At 37.5% G+C, this 20,581-nt stretch carries 20 protein-coding genes; 9 read left to right on the top strand and 11 right to left on the bottom strand.

Annotation, left to right across the window (positions count from 1 at the left end; translation table 11 throughout):
- Nucleotides 1-103 precede the first annotated feature (103 nt).
- The 7 genes from G5B37_RS07295 to xrtF all read right to left on the bottom strand — a co-directional run bounded on the left by G5B37_RS07295 (nucleotide 104) and on the right by xrtF (nucleotide 5,745).
- Complete coding sequence (locus tag G5B37_RS07295) at nucleotides 104-829, bottom strand: heavy-metal-associated domain-containing protein (protein ID WP_164679388.1); 726 nt, start codon at nucleotides 827-829, stop codon at nucleotides 104-106.
- Nucleotides 830-920: 91 nt separating this feature from the next.
- The gene (locus tag G5B37_RS07300) at nucleotides 921-1,280 is read right to left on the bottom strand and encodes a heavy-metal-associated domain-containing protein (RefSeq protein WP_164679389.1); all 360 of its coding nucleotides are present in this window, start codon (nucleotides 1,278-1,280) and stop codon (nucleotides 921-923) included.
- A gap of 80 nt (nucleotides 1,281-1,360) precedes the next feature.
- Nucleotides 1,361-3,595, bottom strand: a complete 2,235-nt coding sequence (locus tag G5B37_RS07305) for a TonB-dependent receptor (protein ID WP_164679390.1) — start codon at nucleotides 3,593-3,595, stop codon at nucleotides 1,361-1,363.
- A gap of 109 nt (nucleotides 3,596-3,704) precedes the next feature.
- Entirely contained in the window at nucleotides 3,705-4,112 is a 408-nt protein-coding gene (locus G5B37_RS07310; RefSeq protein WP_164679391.1) for an HYC_CC_PP family protein, read from the bottom strand.
- A gap of 51 nt (nucleotides 4,113-4,163) precedes the next feature.
- The gene (locus G5B37_RS07315; RefSeq protein ID WP_164679392.1) at nucleotides 4,164-4,718 is read right to left on the bottom strand and encodes a DUF3347 domain-containing protein; all 555 of its coding nucleotides are present in this window, start codon (nucleotides 4,716-4,718) and stop codon (nucleotides 4,164-4,166) included.
- A 50-nt stretch (nucleotides 4,719-4,768) separates the two neighbouring features.
- The gene (locus tag G5B37_RS07320) at nucleotides 4,769-5,200 is read right to left on the bottom strand and encodes an exosortase F system-associated membrane protein (RefSeq protein WP_164679393.1); all 432 of its coding nucleotides are present in this window, start codon (nucleotides 5,198-5,200) and stop codon (nucleotides 4,769-4,771) included.
- Nucleotides 5,197-5,745: an exosortase family protein XrtF gene (gene xrtF / locus G5B37_RS07325; protein ID WP_164679394.1), complete on the bottom strand. Its 549-nt coding sequence runs from the start codon at nucleotides 5,743-5,745 to the stop codon at nucleotides 5,197-5,199. The genes G5B37_RS07320 and xrtF overlap by 4 nt, the downstream gene beginning before the upstream one ends.
- Before the next feature lie 80 nt (nucleotides 5,746-5,825).
- Here xrtF and G5B37_RS07330 point away from each other — a divergent pair, with 80 nt between their 5' ends.
- Nucleotides 5,826-6,281 (top strand): GAF domain-containing protein, encoded by a 456-nt coding sequence (locus tag G5B37_RS07330; RefSeq protein WP_164679395.1) that lies wholly within the window; start codon nucleotides 5,826-5,828, stop codon nucleotides 6,279-6,281.
- A 38-nt stretch (nucleotides 6,282-6,319) separates the two neighbouring features.
- Here G5B37_RS07330 and G5B37_RS07335 read toward each other — a convergent pair whose 3' ends face one another.
- A complete protein-coding gene (locus G5B37_RS07335) occupies nucleotides 6,320-7,576 on the bottom strand; it encodes an ABC transporter permease (RefSeq protein WP_164679396.1) in 1,257 nt (418 codons plus the stop codon).
- A 141-nt stretch (nucleotides 7,577-7,717) separates the two neighbouring features.
- Between G5B37_RS07335 and purH the strand changes: the two genes are divergently transcribed.
- The 6 genes from purH to rodA all read left to right on the top strand — a co-directional run bounded on the left by purH (nucleotide 7,718) and on the right by rodA (nucleotide 14,904).
- Nucleotides 7,718-9,250, top strand: coding sequence for a bifunctional phosphoribosylaminoimidazolecarboxamide formyltransferase/IMP cyclohydrolase (gene purH, locus G5B37_RS07340; protein WP_164679397.1), 1,533 nt, complete (start codon nucleotides 7,718-7,720; stop codon nucleotides 9,248-9,250).
- Nucleotides 9,251-9,314: 64 nt separating this feature from the next.
- Complete coding sequence (locus G5B37_RS07345; RefSeq protein ID WP_164679398.1) at nucleotides 9,315-10,343, top strand: rod shape-determining protein; 1,029 nt, start codon at nucleotides 9,315-9,317, stop codon at nucleotides 10,341-10,343.
- 10 nt (nucleotides 10,344-10,353) lie between these two features.
- Complete coding sequence (gene mreC, locus G5B37_RS07350; protein ID WP_164679399.1) at nucleotides 10,354-11,181, top strand: rod shape-determining protein MreC; 828 nt, start codon at nucleotides 10,354-10,356, stop codon at nucleotides 11,179-11,181.
- 76 nt (nucleotides 11,182-11,257) lie between these two features.
- Complete coding sequence (locus tag G5B37_RS07355; protein WP_318527371.1) at nucleotides 11,258-11,677, top strand: rod shape-determining protein MreD; 420 nt, start codon at nucleotides 11,258-11,260, stop codon at nucleotides 11,675-11,677.
- Nucleotides 11,678-11,700: 23 nt separating this feature from the next.
- A complete protein-coding gene (gene mrdA / locus G5B37_RS07360; RefSeq protein ID WP_164679401.1) occupies nucleotides 11,701-13,620 on the top strand; it encodes a penicillin-binding protein 2 in 1,920 nt (639 codons plus the stop codon).
- Nucleotides 13,621-13,647: 27 nt separating this feature from the next.
- Nucleotides 13,648-14,904 (top strand): rod shape-determining protein RodA, encoded by a 1,257-nt coding sequence (gene rodA, locus G5B37_RS07365; protein ID WP_164679402.1) that lies wholly within the window; start codon nucleotides 13,648-13,650, stop codon nucleotides 14,902-14,904.
- Nucleotides 14,905-14,971: 67 nt separating this feature from the next.
- Here rodA and G5B37_RS07370 read toward each other — a convergent pair whose 3' ends face one another.
- The 3 genes from G5B37_RS07370 to G5B37_RS07380 form a co-directional block, all read right to left on the bottom strand.
- The gene (locus tag G5B37_RS07370; protein ID WP_164679403.1) at nucleotides 14,972-15,775 is read right to left on the bottom strand and encodes a DNA/RNA non-specific endonuclease; all 804 of its coding nucleotides are present in this window, start codon (nucleotides 15,773-15,775) and stop codon (nucleotides 14,972-14,974) included.
- An 81-nt stretch (nucleotides 15,776-15,856) separates the two neighbouring features.
- A complete protein-coding gene (locus G5B37_RS07375) occupies nucleotides 15,857-16,963 on the bottom strand; it encodes an ABC transporter permease (RefSeq protein WP_164679404.1) in 1,107 nt (368 codons plus the stop codon).
- Nucleotides 16,964-17,071: 108 nt separating this feature from the next.
- On the bottom strand, nucleotides 17,072-19,237 hold the full coding sequence (locus G5B37_RS07380; protein ID WP_164679405.1) for a carboxy terminal-processing peptidase: 2,166 nt from the start codon (nucleotides 19,235-19,237) through the stop codon (nucleotides 17,072-17,074).
- Between the two features lie 248 nt (nucleotides 19,238-19,485).
- Here G5B37_RS07380 and surE point away from each other — a divergent pair, with 248 nt between their 5' ends.
- Both surE and G5B37_RS07390 read left to right on the top strand, forming a co-directional pair.
- A complete protein-coding gene (surE, locus tag G5B37_RS07385; RefSeq protein WP_164679406.1) occupies nucleotides 19,486-20,262 on the top strand; it encodes a 5'/3'-nucleotidase SurE in 777 nt (258 codons plus the stop codon).
- Nucleotides 20,259-20,558: a hypothetical protein gene (locus tag G5B37_RS07390; RefSeq protein WP_164679407.1), complete on the top strand. Its 300-nt coding sequence runs from the start codon at nucleotides 20,259-20,261 to the stop codon at nucleotides 20,556-20,558. The genes surE and G5B37_RS07390 overlap by 4 nt, the downstream gene beginning before the upstream one ends.
- The last annotated feature ends 23 nt before the right edge of the window (nucleotides 20,559-20,581 follow it).

Below are 20,581 nucleotides of genomic sequence, written 5' to 3' on the forward strand. Positions count from 1 at the left end.
ACAGTCATAACTCATATTCTTATCTCTAAGAACATTATAAATGTACGACGCAAAATGGCAGAAGATTTTTTGTTGGCTAAAAATTAACTAAAAAAATAAATGATTAGATCCAGCTAAAAATCATAAGCAAAGCCATTACAATCATTAACGTATTTTCTATAAAAGTAGCTTCTGTCATTGGCAAGTCTAAGACCGTTCCAAGACACGCACATTGAATTGTGTTTTTACTTACTAACGAACGCGTTACGCCAATTGTAGTAATTATAAGTACAACTAATGTTACAATCAACAACACAGAAACTTCAACACGCATTAAAAGTAAAACGCCTAAAATAACTTCTATAAACGGATATATATACCCATAGGGAGGCAGCATCTTTGCTAGTGGATCGTACATACTAAATGAATTGGCGAATCCTTTTAAATCGAAAAGTTTAAAAAGACTAAAAACCATAAAAAATAACCCCATAAAATCTAACATCAGGTCTTTCGCGTTAAATACTGGATAATTTATGGCACCATCAATTAAGATAATGAAGGTGAAAATTAAGAACAAAGGCTTGAGTTGTTGTAGCTTGCTCTTTTCAGTTTTAGTTTCAGAAATTCGCTGCTGCCCATCAAAAATATTTTTTTCTGATATGTTATATTTTGAAGGTAACGCCTTTTTAAGTGTCGAAGTATCAATATCATCCGTAGCAATAATGGTAGCTTCAGCATTTTCAAGGCTAACAGCAACATCTGTAACATTAGGTATCTCTAACAAATGTTCTTTAACCGAAGCTTTACAATTTCCGCAGGTCATGCCGGTTACAGAATACGTGTGCTTCATTCTAATATGTTTATTAAATTAGCTAGGTAATGTCATAAAAAAGCTCACCTTATTAAGATGAGCTTTTTTTTATAAGAAATAGAGAATCTGTTTATTCGTTCCCGTGATCTTTCTGCACTTGCTCATCTCTATAAAGACAACACGGATGAACACTATTATATGCCTCATCGGTAGCCTTAATCTCTTTTGTATCATGTCCTACTGCTGCAATGCTTTTGCTAATAGTTGCAAGGTCTGTTTTATTTTCATCAAAAATAAGTTTGCATTCTTTGGTTTCTACATTCCAAACTGCAGATTTTACTCCTTTAGTTTTTACAGCAGCCGTTTCAATACGCTTTTTACACATACCGCAAATCCCGTCTACTTCAATGGTAGCTCTTGCGTTTTTATTTTGAGCCGTAGCTGTAACTCCAACTAAAGCTACAATTAAAATTAAGATATACTTTTTCATTTTTATGGTTTTAAGTTTTCTTCGGAAGAAGATAGTTCTTGATTTATTTTATCGTTAAATTAATTAATCTATATACTCATTTACAGCCTGTAACGTAAGCCAAGGTAATAATTACTACCAAATATTGGGCCGTAGACAAAGGTAGTATCAAAATTCGAACCAAACGGATTCTGAGGATCAATAATTGGATTTTCCTGAGTTTGATCTGTGAAATTTTCGGCACCTAAATACACTTCAAAAGCGCTGCTAAACACCTTGGTCACTTGAGCGTTAAACGTTCCTAACGATGGTGAATATTCACTTCGTCTAAAGTCTACAGGATTTGAAAGTGTTGAAGCATACCGCTGTTCGCCCAACCAATTGTACGTAAGGTCAAACTTCCACTGAGCTTGCGTAGTTTCATTACGATTGGTCTCGTATGCAACATTAGCAAAAATTCTATGGCTTGGGGTAAGTGGCTTTTCTAACCTACCTCGCAGGTAATCTGTTTTCACCTCATAAAATTTATAGGCCGTACGCAGGTCTAGATGTGTTGCCAAATTATAACTAAACTCTACTTGAAAGCTATTTGCAAAACTTGACCCTTGTAAATTGTAAAACTGAATTCTATTAGAGTCTTCCCAATCTACCACTACTTGATTTTGGAAATCGGTTCTATAAAAATCGAGCGACACGTCTGCCCTTCTCTCAAACAAATTAAACCCTTGCATAAATGAGAGTCCGTAGTTCCAGGCAATCTCTGGATCTAATCCGTATATTTCTCCTTCGGTATTTAATATTGAAATTGTACGATTGGTAGAAAAAAGTGACTGATTTTCAACAAAAATATTAGCACTTCTCTTTCCGCGTCCAGCTGAAGCCCGAAGTGCTGCTTTTTCCCAAGGAGTATAGCGTGCATGTATTCTTGGCGTTACAAACGTGCCCAGTAAATTGTGTGTATCTACGCGTAACCCTGCTGTCATGGTAAAATTTTGAAGGTCGTCATAGGCATATTCAAAAAAGGCACCTACCGAATTTTCTATTCTGTCATACCGAATACCCTCTACGACTTCATCGTAATCTTCGTACGTAGCATTTAGACCTGTTTTAAACTTATGACGAGAATCACCTATAATAGAGCTAATTAGGGCGTTAGCATATAAACTTTGGTGTTTAATATCGAAAGATCGCAATCCAAAATACGATTTCTGATCATGATTGCTATACGTCACTTGCAGGCCCAAACTTTGGTATGGAATCTCTGGAAAAACATAGCCCAATTTTCCTGTAATGCCATAGTGTTGCGTATCTATTTCGCCTCCCCAAGCATTTGTTGTTCCACGGTCTGTATCTGGATTAAAAGCAGTTTGACCAACCTGTTTGTCATCTTTCATATAGCGCATATTTATAAAGCTAACAAAACCTTTTTCGGCATCTGTATATTGCCAACGGTTCATTAAATTAACCTGCTTTGCCAATGGGGTATCTAAAAAACCGTCATCATTACGATCATTTTCAACACCTCGATAGTTTCCGTGGAGATAGATACCCGTATCCCATTTATCACTAACTTTGGTATTAATGTGAGTGTTTAACTCTGTACGACCATTAATAGCTCCATATGCATTAATAAAAAGAGGGTCATCGGTCTGTGGTTTTACAAATTCTGCGTTTATCTGTCCTGCAATACTTTCAAAACCATTAACAACACTTCCTGCACCTTTGGTAATTTGAATACTCTCTACCCATGTACCCGGAATAAAACTTAATCCGTGCGCTTGCCTAGCACCTCTAATGGCTGGAATGTTCTCTATAGTTATTAATGTATACGGACTTGTAAGACCCAACATTCTAATTTGACGCACGCCTGTTACTGCATCTGCAAAATTTACATCAATAGATGGGTTTGTTTCAAAACTCTCTGACAAATTACAGCAAGCAGCTTTTAGCAACTCAGCACTACTCACATTTATGGTATTTTCAGCATTTAAAAACGACCGAGACGTTGCCTTTTTCCTTGATGTTACGGTAATTTCGTCTAACGTACCTTTTGAAGTTAGGGTATGTCTTACTTTTCTTGGTGAATTAACAACTATAGTGTCAGACTTGTACCCTACATAGCTAATCACTAATTGCGTTCTACCCTCTTGAAACGGCACTTCAAAAAGGCCATCAAAGTCTGTAACATCGCCCACTTTCGATCCTAACCAAAAAACATTGGCTCCGCCGAGCGGGACTTCTTTATTGTTTATAGATTCTAATATTATTCCTTCAACTTTATCTTGTGAAATGGCAAGTGTAGGAACAAATAATAGAAGGTATATAAGTTTCCTCATTATTATATTTTTCTAAATTAATTGAATTCTTTACAAATTGAGCATTCAATCAGGTCCCGAAAAGAATTTAAGGAGTACCTAATCTAGCTCGCTACTGCGAAAAATATAATCAAATAAGGAAAGTTTCGTAAAGTACAGGTATGTTCTTTATGAGTGGGGGTGGTTTATAATGCCACAATTCGGCAACTTCGGTAGCTGCACTAGTTTCAAACTGTAACACAAAAACAGAAACAAATGCCGCTACAAAGTTGGTAGGCACTTGAAACGTATCTTGCGAGGTGCTAAAATTATCGTCTGTGGTTACTTTAGTATATTGGTTATCGCAACATGTGTGCTCTTCGGCTTCTTCATCTTCACAACCATCATCTACCGAGGCCATGCCACAAGAGAGGCTTTTCTCTCCTATCGTGAATGTTGCCATCATTTCAAAATCTCCACAAAAGTGTTGGGCATAAGCAATGCCACTACTACTTAAAAGAAGCAACAAAGAAAGTGCTATGGAGAATATTTGTTTCACGCTACAAAACTACAATAAATGATAAAACCAGATACTAGCAAATAGTTAAATCTACTCTATTTTACCATCTATACGGCCGCAACGCAACATTTTGCTACCAAAATATGGGTTCATGATATCACTGCTATTGCTCAACCAAGAAGCCCCCGTATTATTAAATGCCATTGGGCAGTATTGCTTATAAATGGTACCTGAGGCAACTTCACCTTCCAACATTTGCTCTACAATTGCAGTAAGTTCTACAAATGCCTCACGTTGTCGGTCCATGTGTCCCGCATTCATCACATTTTCTGCTGCTGTAACGGCGGCCTCGTCTGCCTTCATTTCGGTAAATGCGGTCATTAATCGTGATGCTTGGGCAGCTGTTTTCGCTGGATTTGTTCCCACCATTGCATCTTTCAAACCAAGGTATTCACGAAACACAATTGCCATATTTGGATCATTAAAAGTAACGTCACCTATCGTAGGTTTTTTACTGTCACTTTGCGTAACATCATCACCAGAAGCAACTTCTACTGTAGCTGGGTTATCCTTTTTATTACCATCGTTACAGGCTGTAAAAGCAACCATAAGAATACATAGAAAACTTGTTGTGTAAAATTTCATCGTGTCTAATTTTAAAGGATAAAGATACAAATTTCAGCAAAGCTAAACCTCTAATTTAACTGCCTATGTTGCACATAAAATGCAGGTGCCAGTAAAAACAAAAATAACGGCTGGATTAAGAATCTACGAACATAAAAGAGCGTTATATGCGCTCCAGCCTCAGAATTGTGCAGGAGTAGTAAAAACACTACACCTAGTACAACCCCAGCAATAGCATATAAAATTGCTGAAAATTTCACGACTTCCCATTTCTGAAATAGCACCCAGAGAATACCTAGCGAAATAGCTGTATTCAATAAAAATCTGATTAATGTATGTGCCATAACACTAGCAATATTTAAATCTGGTAGCGGTGCGGTAGTATGATCTGTCTTAAAGAAAAGTAACAGCGGATCGTAAAACAGATCTGCTTCAAATACGCGAATAAGTACAAGCAAACCAAATCCCAAACACACCCAAAATAGTTTCGTTAACCTACTCATAATCGCATCTTTTTTGGGGTTAACATACGCACCCAAAGTACCCATAGCAAAAAGACCATTCCGTAGATAATAGCTGGAAAAACTACTCCATGTAAAATATGTTCTTGCATGGGGTAGTGATACAATGCCAGCGCCAAAATAGCAATGCGAATAATGTTTACCGAATAAATAAGCACAATACCGGCAAGAATAAATAACATCGTTTTCTTAAACCCTTGAGCAAAGGCAACAATAAAAGAGATGAACAAAATAATAATACTAAGTGCATTACAACCTTCTACCACGCGCGCCAAGTACTTACCATTTACAAAAAGCTCCAGCGAAGGTTGATTTTTGTGCGGAATAACCTCAGCCTGGTATCCCATCCCATTCATAATACTACTACTTTGTTTGGCAACCAAATTTGTAACAAAGTCTGGTTGGTATCGGGTGTCTTCTGAAATCGTTAAATAGCCCGCATATAGAAAACTCAATACCAAGTAGCTCCCTAAAAAGAGGAGTAAAAATACAATCACACTTTTATATTTTACAAATAGGGATTTCACAAGGGTGTTTTAACAAAAATACAGCATTTCAAGTTGTCGAAAATCATGTTTTTGAAATACATTTGCCAAAAATATTCACAATGCCATTTAAAGATTTACGCCCTAAAGTTGGAGCAATTTTAAACAACGATACTATTTCTTCAGAGAAGAAAATGACACAGGTGTGCGAATTATTACAAGAATCTATTGGATATTACGATTGGGTAGGATTTTATTTTGCGAATCATGATACCAAAACATTACATTTAAAGGCCTTTGCTGGTGAGCCTACAGACCATACTGAGATTCCATTCGGAAAGGGTATTTGCGGACAAGTAGCAGAAAGCAATGCAAACTTTGTGGTACCAGATGTAAAGGCACAAGACAATTATATTGCATGTAGCATCTACGTAAAAGCCGAAATTGTTGTGCCGCTGTTTAAAGATGGTAAAAATATTGGGCAGATTGACATAGACTCAAATACGGTAGATCCGTTTTCAGAAGCAGACGAAAGATTCTTAGAGTGGGTTAATGAACGTATAGCTGAAATTCTCTAGCGGGACACTATTTTCTTACCATTGGCATGTGGCTAACATCACATTCCTGTTCTAATGGCCTCTACAGGATCAAGACGCGATGCAGAAATGGCTGGTAAAATACCAGAGATAAGACCAATAACAGCAGAGATGGCGGTACCCAAAAACATATTCCATCCAGATAGCACAAATTCAAAATCGCCAGTAAAGGTGGAGGCTATAACGGAAACAATAAAAACCAGCACCAAACCAATTAATCCACCAATTACGGCAAGAATAACAGCTTCAAACAAAAACTGAAACAAGATAAAACGGTTTTTAGCGCCCAATGACTTCTGAATTCCAATCAAGTTGGTACGCTCTTTCACACTAACAAACATAATATTGGCAATTCCAAATCCACCTACCAATAATGAAAATCCGCTAATTATCAATCCGATAATATTCATTTGACCCGTAATATTATCTATAAGATCTGTAAATCCTTTTAATTGATTAACAAAAAAGTTGTTTATATCGTCTGGCTTAAGTCCACGAGCCATTCGTAATTTTTGAGATAAACTGGCAATAAATTCATCGGTTTCCACCCCTTTTTCGGGTTTAAGCACTATAAAAGGCACTAAATTTCTATTGCCGCTACCAAAGACCTTTCGCACAGCATTTACGGGTAGATACCCTGCTGTATCTCTTGACCCTCCAAACAAGGAAGAACCTTCCTTTTTAAGCACCCCAATAATCGTAAATTTTCTTCCATAAAGTCGCGCTTGTTTCCCTACGGCTTGTTGCGCAGAACCAAACAGAACATTGGCGATTTCGTCTCCCACAACAACAACATTAGACCCGCTGTTACTCTCTGTTTCATTAAAAAAGCGACCCTCAGCAATATCGAGTGCTTCTAATTCATAGTATTCGTAAGTTACCGCACCTATTTGAACATTGCTCACCGTAGCTCTTTCATATTTCATGGTTTCTTGAGGCACATTAAGAGTATAAGATACCGCCTGAACGTTTGGTACATTTCGTTTAATGTATTGATATTCATCGTAAGACACATCTGGAAACTGTTCCCATTTCCATCGAGGCACCTCGGTAGGACCAAAAGAAAATCGTCCTACATAAATTGTACTATTATCTAGTGAGCTCAAGCTGCCATCAATTTCTTTTTTAAGCGAATCTACCGCCGCTAATACTGCAATAATTGAAAAGATACCAATAGTAACACCTACCAAGGACAAGAAGGTACGAAGCTTGTTATTTTTAAGTGCATTTACTGCAAAATTAAAGCTTTCTTTAAGTACACGAAGGTAGATAAGCATGATTGGTTTTTTAAGCGTGACCTAACTTTTTATAAAGTTATAAAAAGTAGGACGCTTTCTGTTAACATTCGTTACAAAAAACGTTGCAGATTACGTATTTTTGCAGCTTTAAATTTCAATCCAACGTAAGTAACCGTAGCAATGAGCGATACACGAAAAATTTCTTCAGCATTAATCTCCGTATTTCATAAAGATGGCTTAGCCCCAATCGTCAAAAAATTAGACGCTCTTGGTGTTACTCTGTACTCTACTGGTGGAACGCAGAAATTTATTAATGATTTAGGTATCAAGGTAATTCCTGTAGAAGACGTTACAGACTACCCTTCTATTTTAGGTGGTCGTGTTAAAACTTTACATCCAAAAGTATTTGGAGGAATTTTAAATCGTCAAGATAATGATAGCGATGTGCGCGAGATGGGACAATTTAACATTCCACAGTTAGATGTGGTGATTGTAGACCTATACCCCTTTGAAAAAACGGTTTCTTCTGGAGCTTCAGAACAAGATATTATTGAAAAAATCGATATTGGTGGTATCTCATTGATACGTGCTGCTGCTAAAAATTTTAAAGACACTATTTGTGTTTCTTCCATGGAAGACTACGAAGATTTTCTTTCGGTTATTTCAGAAAACGATGGCGATATTTCGTTGGCAGATAGAAAACGATTTGCAGCAAAGGCATTCAATGTTTCATCGCATTACGACACGGCAATCTTTAATTATTTCAATAGTGACCATGCTATCGCCGCATTAAAAGTAAGTGAAACTAACGGAAAAGTTTTACGTTATGGTGAAAACCCACATCAGAGAGGGTTTTTCTTTGGTGATTTTGATGCCATGTTCGATAAATTACATGGCAAAGAACTAAGCTATAACAACCTGTTAGATGTAGATGCTGCTGTTAATTTAATGAACGAATTTAAGGGTGAAGCACCTACGTTTGCTATTTTAAAACATAACAATGCTTGTGGCATGGCACAACGCGATTCAATTTTAGATGCGTACAATGATGCTTTGGCAGGAGATCCCGTTTCGGCATTTGGCGGTATTTTAATTAGCAATTCTGAAATCGATGCTTCTACTGCAGATGAAATACACAAATTATTCTGTGAAGTTGTTATTGCCCCTTCCTTTTCCGAAGAAGCCTTAGCGATTTTAAAAGGTAAAAAGAATAGAATCTTATTAATTCAAAAAGATGCTGTCTTACCAAAAACTACGGTTCGCACATGTTTAAATGGTGTTCTGGTTCAGGATAAAGATCACAAAACCGATACTGTTTCAGAATTAACAAATGCCACCAACAATAAACCAGACGCAAGAGAGTTAGAAGACCTAATGTTTGCTTCTAAAATTTGTAAGCACACAAAGAGTAACACTATTGTGTTGGCAAAAAACAAACAACTTTGTGCAAGTGGCACCGGACAAACAAGTCGCGTAGACGCATTGCGCCAAGCAATTGAAAAAGCAAACGGCTTTAATTTTGATTTAAAAGGTGCGGTAATGGCAAGCGATGCTTTCTTTCCGTTTCCAGATTGTGTAGAGATTGCTAAAACCGCTGGAATTAACGCTGTTATACAACCTGGAGGGTCTATTAAGGACCAATTAAGTATAGATTATTGCAACGAGCAAAATATGCCAATGGTATTTACAGGAACACGTCACTTTAAACACTAATTTTGTTACATTTGTGGGGAACGCATACGTTTATAGTTTAATTTTTATACCTACCTGATTACTTATGGGATTTTTTGACTTCCTCACTGAAGAGATTGCCATCGACCTTGGTACTGCAAATACGCTTATTATTCACAACGACAAAGTTGTGGTAGATGCTCCGTCTATCGTAGCAAGAGACCGTACCACAGGTAAGATTATTGCCGTGGGTCGAGAGGCTGCAATGATGCAAGGAAAAACCCATGAAAACATTAAAACCATTAGGCCGCTAAAAGATGGCGTAATTGCAGATTTTGATGCGAGTGAAAAAATGATCAACATGTTCATTAAAGACATTCCTGCACTCAAGAAAAAGTGGCTTACCCCATCGTTACGAATGGTAATTTGTATTCCTAGTGGCATTACAGAGGTTGAGATGCGAGCGGTAAAAGAAAGTGCAGAGCGTGTAAATGGTAAAGAAGTATATCTAATACACGAACCTATGGCCGCCGCTATTGGTATTGGAGTAGATATCATGCAGCCCAAAGGAAATATGGTGGTAGATATTGGAGGCGGTACTACAGAAATTGCTGTGATTGCCCTAGGTGGAATTGTTTGTGACAAATCTGTTAAAATTGCTGGTGATGTATTTACAAACGACATTGTATATTACATGCGTACCCAACACAATCTTTACGTGGGTGAGCGTACTGCAGAAAAAATAAAAATTCAGATTGGTGCTGCAACCGAAGACTTAGAATTGCCACCAGAAGAAATGAGCGTACAAGGACGTGATCTTCTCACAGGAAAACCCAAGCAAGTACAAACCAGTTATAGAGAAATAGCGAAAGCCCTAGACAAATCTATTTTACGTATAGAAGACGCCGTAATGGAAACATTATCGCAAACACCACCAGAATTAGCAGCAGATATCTACAATACAGGTATCTATTTAGCAGGGGGTGGTTCTATGCTTCGTGGCCTTGACAAAAGACTATCTCAAAAAACAGACCTACCGGTATATATCGCTGAAGACCCTTTACGTGCAGTAGTGCGAGGAACAGGCATTTGCCTTAAAAACATCAACAAATACAAGAGCGTCCTCATTAAATAAATTTTAGCTCGTGCAACAGATTATCTTTTTCTTTATACGGAACAAAAACTTCCTGTTGTTCCTGTTACTCTTTGCCGTTTCGTTTGCACTAACCGTTAACAGTCATTCGTATCACAGAAACAAATACCTTACGTCAGCCAATTTTTTTAGCGGCACCATTTACAACTGGAAAAGTAATGTGATAGGATATTTCAGCTTAAAAGAGCGCAATGAGTTACTTGCCGAAGAAAACCAACGTTTACGCACCGAACTATCTAAAATTTCTGAAGGGGTGTTTCCAATGACGATAGACAGTACTGTGGTGCCAGGTAAGTTTAGATATTACCCAGCCAAGGTTATTAATAATTCGTATTCAAAAACTAAAAATTACCTGACCCTTAGAAAACGTAAAACCGACACCATAGAGGCAGACATGGGGGTTATTTCTTCCAAGGGAATAATAGGAATTACCAATAAAGTTTCAAGAAAATATGCTTCTGTACAATCTATTTTAAATACCAATAGTAGTATTAATGCGAAGCTTAAAAAGTCTTTTCATTTTGGATCGCTTGAGTGGGACACAAAAAATCCTAACGAAACAAAATTAATTGATATCCCTAGACAAGCACCAGTGGTTGTTGGAGACACCATTGTTACAGGGGGAAAATCTACGATTTTCCCAGCAGGTATTTTAATTGGTACCATTAAAGAATTCAATTTGGCCAACAATAAAGATTACTACGATGTAACGGTGAAGTTGTTTAACGACATGACCAACTTACATCATGTGTACATTATTGAAAACGTTGAAAAAGAGATTATTTTAGACATTGAGAATATAGATAACGATGCAGAATAGTGATATTTTATTAAATATTGGGCGTTTTGCAATTTTGGTTATACTGCAAATACTGCTGTTTAATCACATCAATTTTATGGGGTATATCAACCCATATCCATATATTCTGTTCATACTTATATTTCCTTTTACCGGAAACAAAAGCCTTCTTATAATTTTAGGTTTTTTCTTAGGTCTCTGTGTAGATATTTTTAGCGACTCTGGAGGAGTACACGCCGCTGCATCGGTTTTTATAGCCTATCTCCGCCCTTTACTACTGAAATTTTCTTTCGGGGTAAGTTATGAGTTTAATACTATAAAATTGAATAAGGCAGATGTAGGTGCTAGACTTACGTATATTTCGGCTGCTGTGCTACTACATCATTTGGTGCTTTTTGCTATGGAAATTTTTAACACATCGCATATAATGTTGGTGCTAAAATCTACGTTATTTTCAAGTATCTTTACCATTGTAGTGCTGTTTTGCATTACCTTACTTTTCAGCAGAAAAAATTAAATTTCTTACTGTACTCTTAAACCATGAGAAAATTATTATTACTTGTTATTGTAATGATTACCGGAGTAGTTTTTGCCGGGAGGTTATTCTATTTACAGGTTTACGATACTTCTTTCGACAAACTTTCTCAGAACAACGCTATTAAAATTGAATATGATTATCCGCAACGCGGATATATCTACGATCGCAATGGTGAATTATTAGTTTCAAATCAGCCGTCGTATGATGTAATGGTAATACCCAGAGAGATAAAAGGGTTGGATACCCTAGAATTCTGTCGCCTTTTAAAAATATCGAAAGAAACTTTTATAGAGAAAATGAATAAGGCGTGGGTATATTCTCCTCGTATCGCACAGCCATTAATTCCGCAATTAACGAAAGCCGAGTACGCTTCTCTTTCAGAAAAAATGTACAAGTTTACTGGGTTTTATATTCAAAAAAGATCCTTAAGAGAATACCAGGTAACCCATTCTGCCAACGTATTAGGTTTTATTAGAGAGGTTGATGAGCGAATCATAAAAGACAATCCCTATTACGAAATGGGAGAACTTATCGGGAAGCAAGGTGTAGAGCAAGCGTATGAAGATGTTTTACGAGGCACAAAAGGAGTAAAATACATTCAAAAAGATCGTTTTAACCGCGATATTGGCTCGTATAAGAATGGTGCTTTCGATACTATTCCAGAGCGTGGTAAAGACATTGTCTTAACCATAGATGCAAAACTTCAAAAATATGGTGAAGAGTTATTTCAGAATAAACGTGGAGGCATTGTGGCTATAGACCCTGCCTCAGGCGAGATTCTCGCGCTTGTAACTGCTCCTAATTTTGATCCAGGTCTGTTAGTGGGTCGCGAACGTTCTAGAGAATACACCAAGCTGTGGTACGACACCATCGCAAAACCTTTGTTTGACCGAGGGTTGTCTGGAGAATACTCTCCTGGCTCACCTTTTAAAACACTTACAGGGCTTATTGCTATGGAAGAAGGTGTCATAGACACCGAAGAAAAAATACATTGTAATCATGGCTATACTTACGGACGCGGTCAGAAACTAGGGTGCCACAGTCATGCGAGTCCGTTAGCAATGATCGATGGTATCGCACAGTCATGCAACGCATACTTTTGTACGGCATATAGACGCGTAATTGAAAAGTACCCTACTCCTCAAGAAGGTATAGATAACTGGAAAAGACACCTTACCAGTTTTGGGCTCGGTAATTACATGGGTTACGATTTACCCAGTGGTAAAAAAGGCTTAATACCCACATCTGAATTTTATAACAGATGGTATGAGTATCCTAAATATAAATGGTTTGCAACCGCTACTATCTCTAATGCCATAGGTCAAGGAGAGGTGAACCTAACCCCAATGCAGATGGCAAATTTCACCGCCGCAATTGCGAATAGAGGATATTGGTACCGACCTCATATTATAAAAAACATTAAAGGAGTAGACACTATTCCGCAGGAATACACTTCTAAGATCTACACTACGGTAGCACCAGAGCATTTTGAACCTGTAGTACAGGGAATGTTTGATGTTTATAACAAAGGTACAGCAGCCAGTCTACGCGTTGCAGATATAGACATTTGCGGAAAAACTGGTACAGCAGAGAATTATACAAGAATACAGGGCAAGTCTGTACAACTTACAGATCACTCTACTTTTGTAGCATTTGCTCCTAAAGACAACCCGAAAATTGCCATCGCAGTTTTTGTTGAAAACGGTTATTGGGGGAGTCGTTGGGCTGGTAAAATTGCTAGTCTTATGATTGAAAAATATATTAAAGGTGAAATTACCAGAACCGACCTTGAGAAATATGTCCTTGAAGGAAGTTTAATGGAAGAATATGAAAAACCGTTAACCGGAAAGCCTTTCCCTATTAATGATGGAAAAGAAATTAGTGGAAAATTCTTAAAAGAGTTAGAACTACAAGCACCCTAAAACAAACAGGCAGTAGCAAATCCTAATATGTCCCAAAGTAAAGTTTTTTTAAAGTTTGACTGGATTACCATTCTGCTATTTTTAGCGTTGGTTGCAATTGGCTGGGTTAACATCTATTCTGCATCTCTAGACGAAAGCGCAACTACCTTTTTTGACCTTAATCAGACATACACAAAGCAGTTACTATGGATTGGCTTAAGTATTCTAATTATTGTTTTTATACTCGCCTTAGACGCCAAGTTTTATGAACGATTTTCTAGTATCATCTATTTGGTTTCCTTGCTTTCGTTATTAGGACTTTTTGTTTTTGGTAAAAACATAAACGGTGCAACTTCTTGGTATAGTTTTGGACCTATGGGGCTTCAACCTAGTGAGTTTGCCAAGGCCGCCACTGCGTTAGCACTCGCAAAATACCTAAGTGATATACAAACTAATATAAACGAATTTAAACATCAAATTCGCTCGTTTTTAATCGTTGCTATTCCTGCAATTTTAATTATTCCACAACCCGATCCAGGAAGTGCTTTAGTATACACCGCTTTTGTTTTTGCGATGTATCGCGAAGGGCTTCATTTTATGTACTTATTACTTGGCTTTTTTGCCGCAGCACTATTTATTGGCACCTTGGCTTTTGGTAGCGTTTGGGTAATTTTATTAGTAATTCTAATAACCGGAATTATCTATTTCAGAAATAGAAAAAAGCGCCCAAATATTGTTAGATACATCACAATAATTGCAGCCTGCGCGGCTTTTTCGTTCTCAGTTAATTATATTTTTAACAACGTATTTGAACAACGTCACCGCGATAGGTTTAACATTGTTCTTGGTAAAGAAATAGATAGCAAAGGAATTGGCTACAACACAAACCAAAGTGAAATCGCCATTGGTAGCGGAGGTTGGACCGGTAAGGGTTGGACCCAAGGCACACAAACTAAAGGTAATTTTGTACCTGAACAGCAAACCGATTATATTTTTAGCACCGTTGGCGAAGAATGGGGCTTTGTAGGAAGCCTTATTGTTGTCTTCCTTTTTATCTCCCTTATTGTTCGGATACTCTATTTGGCAGAAAAACAAAAAAGCACCTTTAGTAGGGTTTATGGGTACAGTGTAGCCTCAATACTCTTTTTTCACTTCTTTGTGAATATTGGTATGGTGACTGGATTATTTCCAACGGTCGGTATTCCGTTACCCTTCTTTAGTTATGGAGGCTCGGGATTATGGGGCTTTACAATTCTCCTTTTTATTTTTGTGCGCCTAGACGGAAGTAATTATTACTATACTTAATTTTTTGCGGAGGAGACCAAGACATTTTTCTAAGCAATCCTTACTATAAAAAATCTATAATCTAAAACTACCAACCACTTCTATCAATGGTACTTTCTAGCTTTTTTTCTTTGGCTTCGGAAAGTTTAGGAAAAAAATCGATTCCTGTTTTTTCCTCAATGGCATCTATGGTGACAGTATATTCATAAAACGATTGATCACTTCCCTTGTTTGGAACTAAAAAAGCAATTGTCTTTAACTCACCTCCTCGAGTGTCTACTACAATTTTATAAAACTCCTTTGGCACCGAAACCCGCTCATCACCAATTGTTGTAAGTCCGTTACGCAAAACACCACCCGTAATCACAAAGACACCATCATACTTTTTGGCCCAATAGCGAGTTTTCTGTTCTAGCCTATTCCATATACCACCATTAAAACTATTGTCCTGTGGACTAATATTACTGGTAAGAAAAGTTTCGTGGTAGGCATTGTAATCAAACTCACGGTCTGCAGCTGGACACAAATGGCCTCTATCGTAACCAGAATTTTTGTAATTGCGCCAATCTGCAGATCCCGATTTTACTTTTCGGTCTTGCACAAAATAGGGTCGTTTAAAATCGGAGTTTTTAATTTGCTTTTTCTGAAGTTCGTAAGCAACCCATTCAGCTTGTTCATGAGCTTCGGCATATGACAATGTGAAGTATTGATGTGCTATAACGGTGCCTGTGGTAGATGTTGGCAGAATGCTTTGTTCAAACTCAAAATAACTAGCACTCCTTTCTACTGTTTCGGGATATGCTTCGGTCTGTTTGTCTACATACTTTTCAGCAAAATAGATAATAACAGTAACAACAACTATAAGAATTGGATACAGATACTTTCTGTTCATAAAAAGAGGATTCGCACAAAAATAGGAAAAATGAAGTGCGGTTTTTAATAATTAATAAAACTACAAATACGTATCCATACGCTAATTTCTAACATCCAACGCATCTCTCAATGCATTACCAATTAACATAAACGCAGTCACCAAGCTCATAATAGCAAGCCCAGGAATGATAGCTAGATAAGGCTTACCTAATATAATGTAACTATAATGGTCTTTTATAATACCTCCCCAACTTGGCATAGGAGGTTGTGCACCAATACCTAAAAAACTCAATCCGCTCTCTATTAAAATGGCAGCTGCAAAATTAGCTGCCGAAATAATTATCACTGGAGCCATGGCATTGGGTAAAATATGCTTCGCTATTATTCTGAAATCGGCATATCCCAAAGCTCGGGCTGCAGTTACATATTGCATTTGCTTTACGCCCATTACCTGCCCTCTTACTACACGTGCAACTTCCACCCACATAGTAAGGCCTACAGCAATAAAAACCTGCCAAAACCCCTTTCCTAACGCTAGGGTAATCGCAATTACCAAGAGTAATGTGGGGATAGACCATGTTACGTTAATAAGCCACATAATAGCTGCGTCTACCTTTCCACCAAAATAACCTGCAATAGCACCTAAGGTAATACCAATAATTAAAGAAATAAACACCGCAACAAAACCTATTGCCAGCGAAATACGAATTCCAACAAGCATTCTGCTTAACAAGTCACGCCCATATTTATCGGTACCGAGTATAAATTTTTTTTCTGAAATATAAGTACTTGCCACTGCTTCGGTTGAAGAAACATCTGGAAATAATGCTAATTTGTATGGTTTCTGAAGTCCTTTACCACCGTCTTCAGTATATTCTGTGATTACAATTTGATCTTTAGTAAGCTCATAATGAGCAATAGGGATTTCAGTAGCTGTCGTCTTTTTTCCGAAGAAAAACGAGCCAACACTACTTTCTTCTTCCTGCTGTGGCGGAATGGTAAGCATTTTAACCGTAAATCCAGGGCTCTTAGAGTGAATCGATAAATGCATCTGATTTGCATTTTCTGAATCGTCTGGTGCTAACGCATAAGCAAAGATTGCCACCAGGGTGCACACTACTAGAAAAGACAAGCTACAAACCCCCCAAAAGTTTCTCTTAAACTTTTGTAGCGCAATTTTGGTTAGCGATGTTGCCTGATTTTTCACTGCATAAAACTACAAAAAAACCTGCCCAACAATTGTATGTTAAACAGGTTTTGATTTTTTAAAAAAATTTAATTTTCTCTATGCGAAGCTAGCACCAAATAGTTATAACTAGTTTTTAATATTGGCCAACTTCTTAGCTTTGATATTAGTAATTTTTAAATCTTCCAATACATTAATTGCTTCTTCCACATAAATATCTTTCGCTAGATTTTTATGCCATCTCTTACGTTTTTCACGCAACGTTGTGTCTTGACGCATAAGCTCAATCTCGTTTGGCAACGAGCGGTAGCTCATCTTATTATCATAGGTATCTATAGCGTCAAACTTCTTTGTTTCTTCTTTACGTCGCTCTATTTCTGCATAGTACTCCTCAAAATTTAGAGACACATCTAACTCATCACGACGCTTTTTAATCCATCGCGCATTTTCATCAATAAGTGCAAGTTGTTCGCTCTTTGCCATTCTCGCATTACTCTTTGCAATCGCTTGATCGAAATCTACATAACCATCCCATACATCATATTTTGCTGGTTCTATCTTATCGTATGGCAACGGATTGTCATAATCGCGCTCTCCTACATCTATGTAACTGTAACGGTCTGGCATTACCACATCGCTCTTCACACCTTCCAACTGCGTAGAACCTCCATTTACACGATAAAACTTCTGCGTTGTTAATTTTAACGCACCCATATCGCCCATATCATTTTTACGTAGCCATTGGTTTAGATCTACCAAATTCTGTACAGTTCCTTTTCCGTAAGACTGCTTGCTACCAATAATAATGGCTCTTTTATAATCTTGCATTGCAGCAGCTAAAATTTCCGAAGCAGAAGCAGACAATTCATTTACTAAAATTACTAGCGGTCCATCCCATAAAAGACCTTTATCATCGTCTTTTAATACTTCCTTCCCACTACTTGTAGAAACCTGCACCACCGGACCTTCTTTAATAAAAAGCCCTGCAATGTCAACGGCAGTACGTAACGACCCCCCTCCATTGTTTCGCAAATCTAAAACTAAACCTTCTACACCTTCTTCTTTTAAACGAATTATCTCTTGCTTCACATCGCTTGCCGAGTTCCGTTCTTTATAGTTTTCCATATCAAAATAGAACGCAGGCAGGTTAATTAGCCCAAACGTTTTATCAGACTTCTCTATTACCGTACTTTTTGCATAGGTTTCTTCTAGCTCTACCACATCACGAACAATAGTTTCATCTCTAGTAGTACCATCTACACCCTTTATGGTGAGCGTAACTTTAGACCCTTTTGGACCCTTAATCAACTTTACGGCATCGTCTACTCGCATACCCACAACACTAATGGCCTCTTTCTCGTCTTCTTGGCGCACTTTAGTGATTAAATCACCTACTTCAATATGCTCACCGCGCCATGCAGGACCTCCGCTAATAACATCCACTACCTTTATATAGTCGTTTTTCTTTTGCAAACGTGCGCCAATACCTTCTAGTTTTCCACTCATTCGCAAATCAAAACGGTCGCGATCTGGTGGGGCAAAATAATTGGTGTGTGGGTCAAATTCTTCTACCACAGTAGTTAAAAATGTGGCAAAATAATCTTTGCGCTCTAAATCGTCTGTAAACTCGTAGTATTCTTCAAGCGAGGTTCTTGTTTGACTTCTCGACTTTTCCTCAATTTCGGCACTACTAAGACCTGCATTCTCAGAAGGTGTATATTCTTCTCCTTTTTCTATGGCCTCTTTTTGGTTCTTTTCTGAAACTTCCTTCTCATCTACCAAATCGTAGTAATTAGAAAGCGTAGAAAATTTCAGCTGCTGTCTCCAACGATCCTTCATTTCCTTCTCATTCTTAACGTACACTAAATTGTCGTAATCTACATTAATCACTTCATCGAGTGTGTAATCAAACGGTTGTTCTAACACTTCAACATAACGCTTTTTACCCTCTTCCATACGCTTTACAAAGCGGCTGTACACTAAATTAAAGAACGTTAGGTCTTTGGTTTTAATCTGATCGTCTATCTGCGTTTTATATGCACTAAACTCTTCGATGTCTGAAGCAATAAAATAACGTTTTAATGGATCTAAAGTATTAATGAAATCTTCAAATACGCCTTCACTAAACGCGTCATCCATATCTGAAGGGTTATAATGTCCTTTTTCAAGTACGTAAGTAATAAGATCTAGCAGTACCTTATCTTTATCGGGGTCATTAAATTCTTTTGTAGTAAAGCTGCACGACGTAACTGCCATTACAACACCAAGGAATAAAATTTTCAAATTCTTTTTCATAAAACGCATCGTCAATTTTTTAGACTTTAAAAATAGAGAAAAAACCGTGCCAAGTCGCAGTATGGTTACTAATTTTTTGTTAAACGGCAGTTCGTTGATTTTTGTCCTCCTCAGATCAATTTATTTTAGTCTATAATAATTTTGAGGACACACCTTTCTTCGGAAAAGCATCGGACTAAAAATCTGTTCTATTTAAACTAAGTTTCAATCGTAATAACTGTATTTTTGTTTCTTTAGTATTTCAGCATATGACAACAGAGAGACCTTTAATTTTAGTCACTAACGACGACGGTATTACAGCCCCGGGAATTCGCACACTTATTGAAGTAATGAACACCCTTGGCGATGTTTGCGTAGTTGCTCCAGATTCACCGCAAAGTGGTATGGGGCATGCTATCACTATAAACGACACCTTGTATTGTGATGCCATAAAAGTTCAAGAAAATCAGCCGCAACGAGAATACAGCTGTAGCGGAACACCTGCAGATTGTGTAAAACTTGCTGTAAACGAACTTCTACCACGAAAACCCGATCTCTGTGTAAGTGGTATAAACCATGGTAGCAATTCATCTATTAACGTAATTTATAGTGGCACCATGAGTGCAGCAGTTGAAGCGGGCACCCAAGGTATTCCGTCTATAGGCTTTTCATTGTTAGACTATAGTCTAGACGCTAATTTTGAGCCTGTAAAAAAATATGTCAAGCAGGTTGCAGAACAATGCTTAAAAAATGGGTTACCTAAAGGGGTTGTACTCAATGTAAACTTTCCGAAGGCAAAAGAAGCCGAATTAAAAGGCCTTAAAATTTGTAGGCAAGCGAACGCGCATTGGATTGAAAATTTTGACAAAAGAACCAATCCTTTAGGACGTGAATATTACTGGCTTACAGGTGAGTTTGTGAATGAAGACAAAGGTGAAGATACTGACGAGTGGGCGCTGGCAAACAACTATGTATCTGTTGTGCCTGTGCAATTCGATTTAACCGCGCACCATGCAATTCAGGAAATAAACACTTGGGATTTATGAAAACAACCAAAAAATACATTGGAAAAAACATTTTCATAGGGTTTCTTCTTGGCATACTTGTAAACGCAATTGGGAGTGTACTCTACATTCTTCTTTTTTCTAAGTACAGTCTAAAAACCACAATAGAAGTAGCGCTAGAAGAAAACGTTATGGGAAACATTATTGGTTTGGGCGCCTTATTAAACCTATTGCTGTTTTTCTTTTTTCTGAAAAAGAACCGCTATTATAGAGCTAGAGGAGTAATTATGGCAACTATAATTGCAGCATTTTTAATCCTTATAGCAAAATTCAATTAGTAGATACTAACTGCTTCTCGTAT

Source organism: Rasiella rasia (assembly GCF_011044175.1).
Taxonomy (GTDB): Bacteria; Bacteroidota; Bacteroidia; order Flavobacteriales; family Flavobacteriaceae; genus Marinirhabdus; species Marinirhabdus rasia.

Excerpts from the sequence above, each read along its gene's own strand:
- G5B37_RS07315 (WP_164679392.1), bottom strand. The coding sequence starts at position 4,718 with ATGAAATTTTACACAACAAGTTTTCTATGTATTCTTATGGTTGCTTTT.
- G5B37_RS07355 (WP_318527371.1), top strand. The coding sequence starts at position 11,258 with ATGGGGTATATCAACCCATATCCATATATTCTGTTCATACTTATATTT.
- G5B37_RS07345 (WP_164679398.1), top strand. The coding sequence starts at position 9,315 with ATGGGATTTTTTGACTTCCTCACTGAAGAGATTGCCATCGACCTTGGT.
- G5B37_RS07390 (WP_164679407.1), top strand. The coding sequence starts at position 20,259 with ATGAAAACAACCAAAAAATACATTGGAAAAAACATTTTCATAGGGTTT.
- G5B37_RS07335 (WP_164679396.1), bottom strand. The coding sequence starts at position 7,576 with ATGCTTATCTACCTTCGTGTACTTAAAGAAAGCTTTAATTTTGCAGTA.
- G5B37_RS07380 (WP_164679405.1), bottom strand. The coding sequence starts at position 19,237 with ATGAAAAAGAATTTGAAAATTTTATTCCTTGGTGTTGTAATGGCAGTT.
- G5B37_RS07295 (WP_164679388.1), bottom strand. The coding sequence starts at position 829 with ATGAAGCACACGTATTCTGTAACCGGCATGACCTGCGGAAATTGTAAA.
- G5B37_RS07320 (WP_164679393.1), bottom strand. The coding sequence starts at position 5,200 with ATGAGTAGGTTAACGAAACTATTTTGGGTGTGTTTGGGATTTGGTTTG.
- surE (WP_164679406.1), top strand. The coding sequence starts at position 19,486 with ATGACAACAGAGAGACCTTTAATTTTAGTCACTAACGACGACGGTATT.
- G5B37_RS07330 (WP_164679395.1), top strand. The coding sequence starts at position 5,826 with ATGCCATTTAAAGATTTACGCCCTAAAGTTGGAGCAATTTTAAACAAC.
- mrdA (WP_164679401.1), top strand. The coding sequence starts at position 11,701 with ATGAGAAAATTATTATTACTTGTTATTGTAATGATTACCGGAGTAGTT.
- G5B37_RS07300 (WP_164679389.1), bottom strand. The coding sequence starts at position 1,280 with ATGAAAAAGTATATCTTAATTTTAATTGTAGCTTTAGTTGGAGTTACA.
- purH (WP_164679397.1), top strand. The coding sequence starts at position 7,718 with ATGAGCGATACACGAAAAATTTCTTCAGCATTAATCTCCGTATTTCAT.
- G5B37_RS07370 (WP_164679403.1), bottom strand. The coding sequence starts at position 15,775 with ATGAACAGAAAGTATCTGTATCCAATTCTTATAGTTGTTGTTACTGTT.
- G5B37_RS07305 (WP_164679390.1), bottom strand. The coding sequence starts at position 3,595 with ATGAGGAAACTTATATACCTTCTATTATTTGTTCCTACACTTGCCATT.
- rodA (WP_164679402.1), top strand. The coding sequence starts at position 13,648 with ATGTCCCAAAGTAAAGTTTTTTTAAAGTTTGACTGGATTACCATTCTG.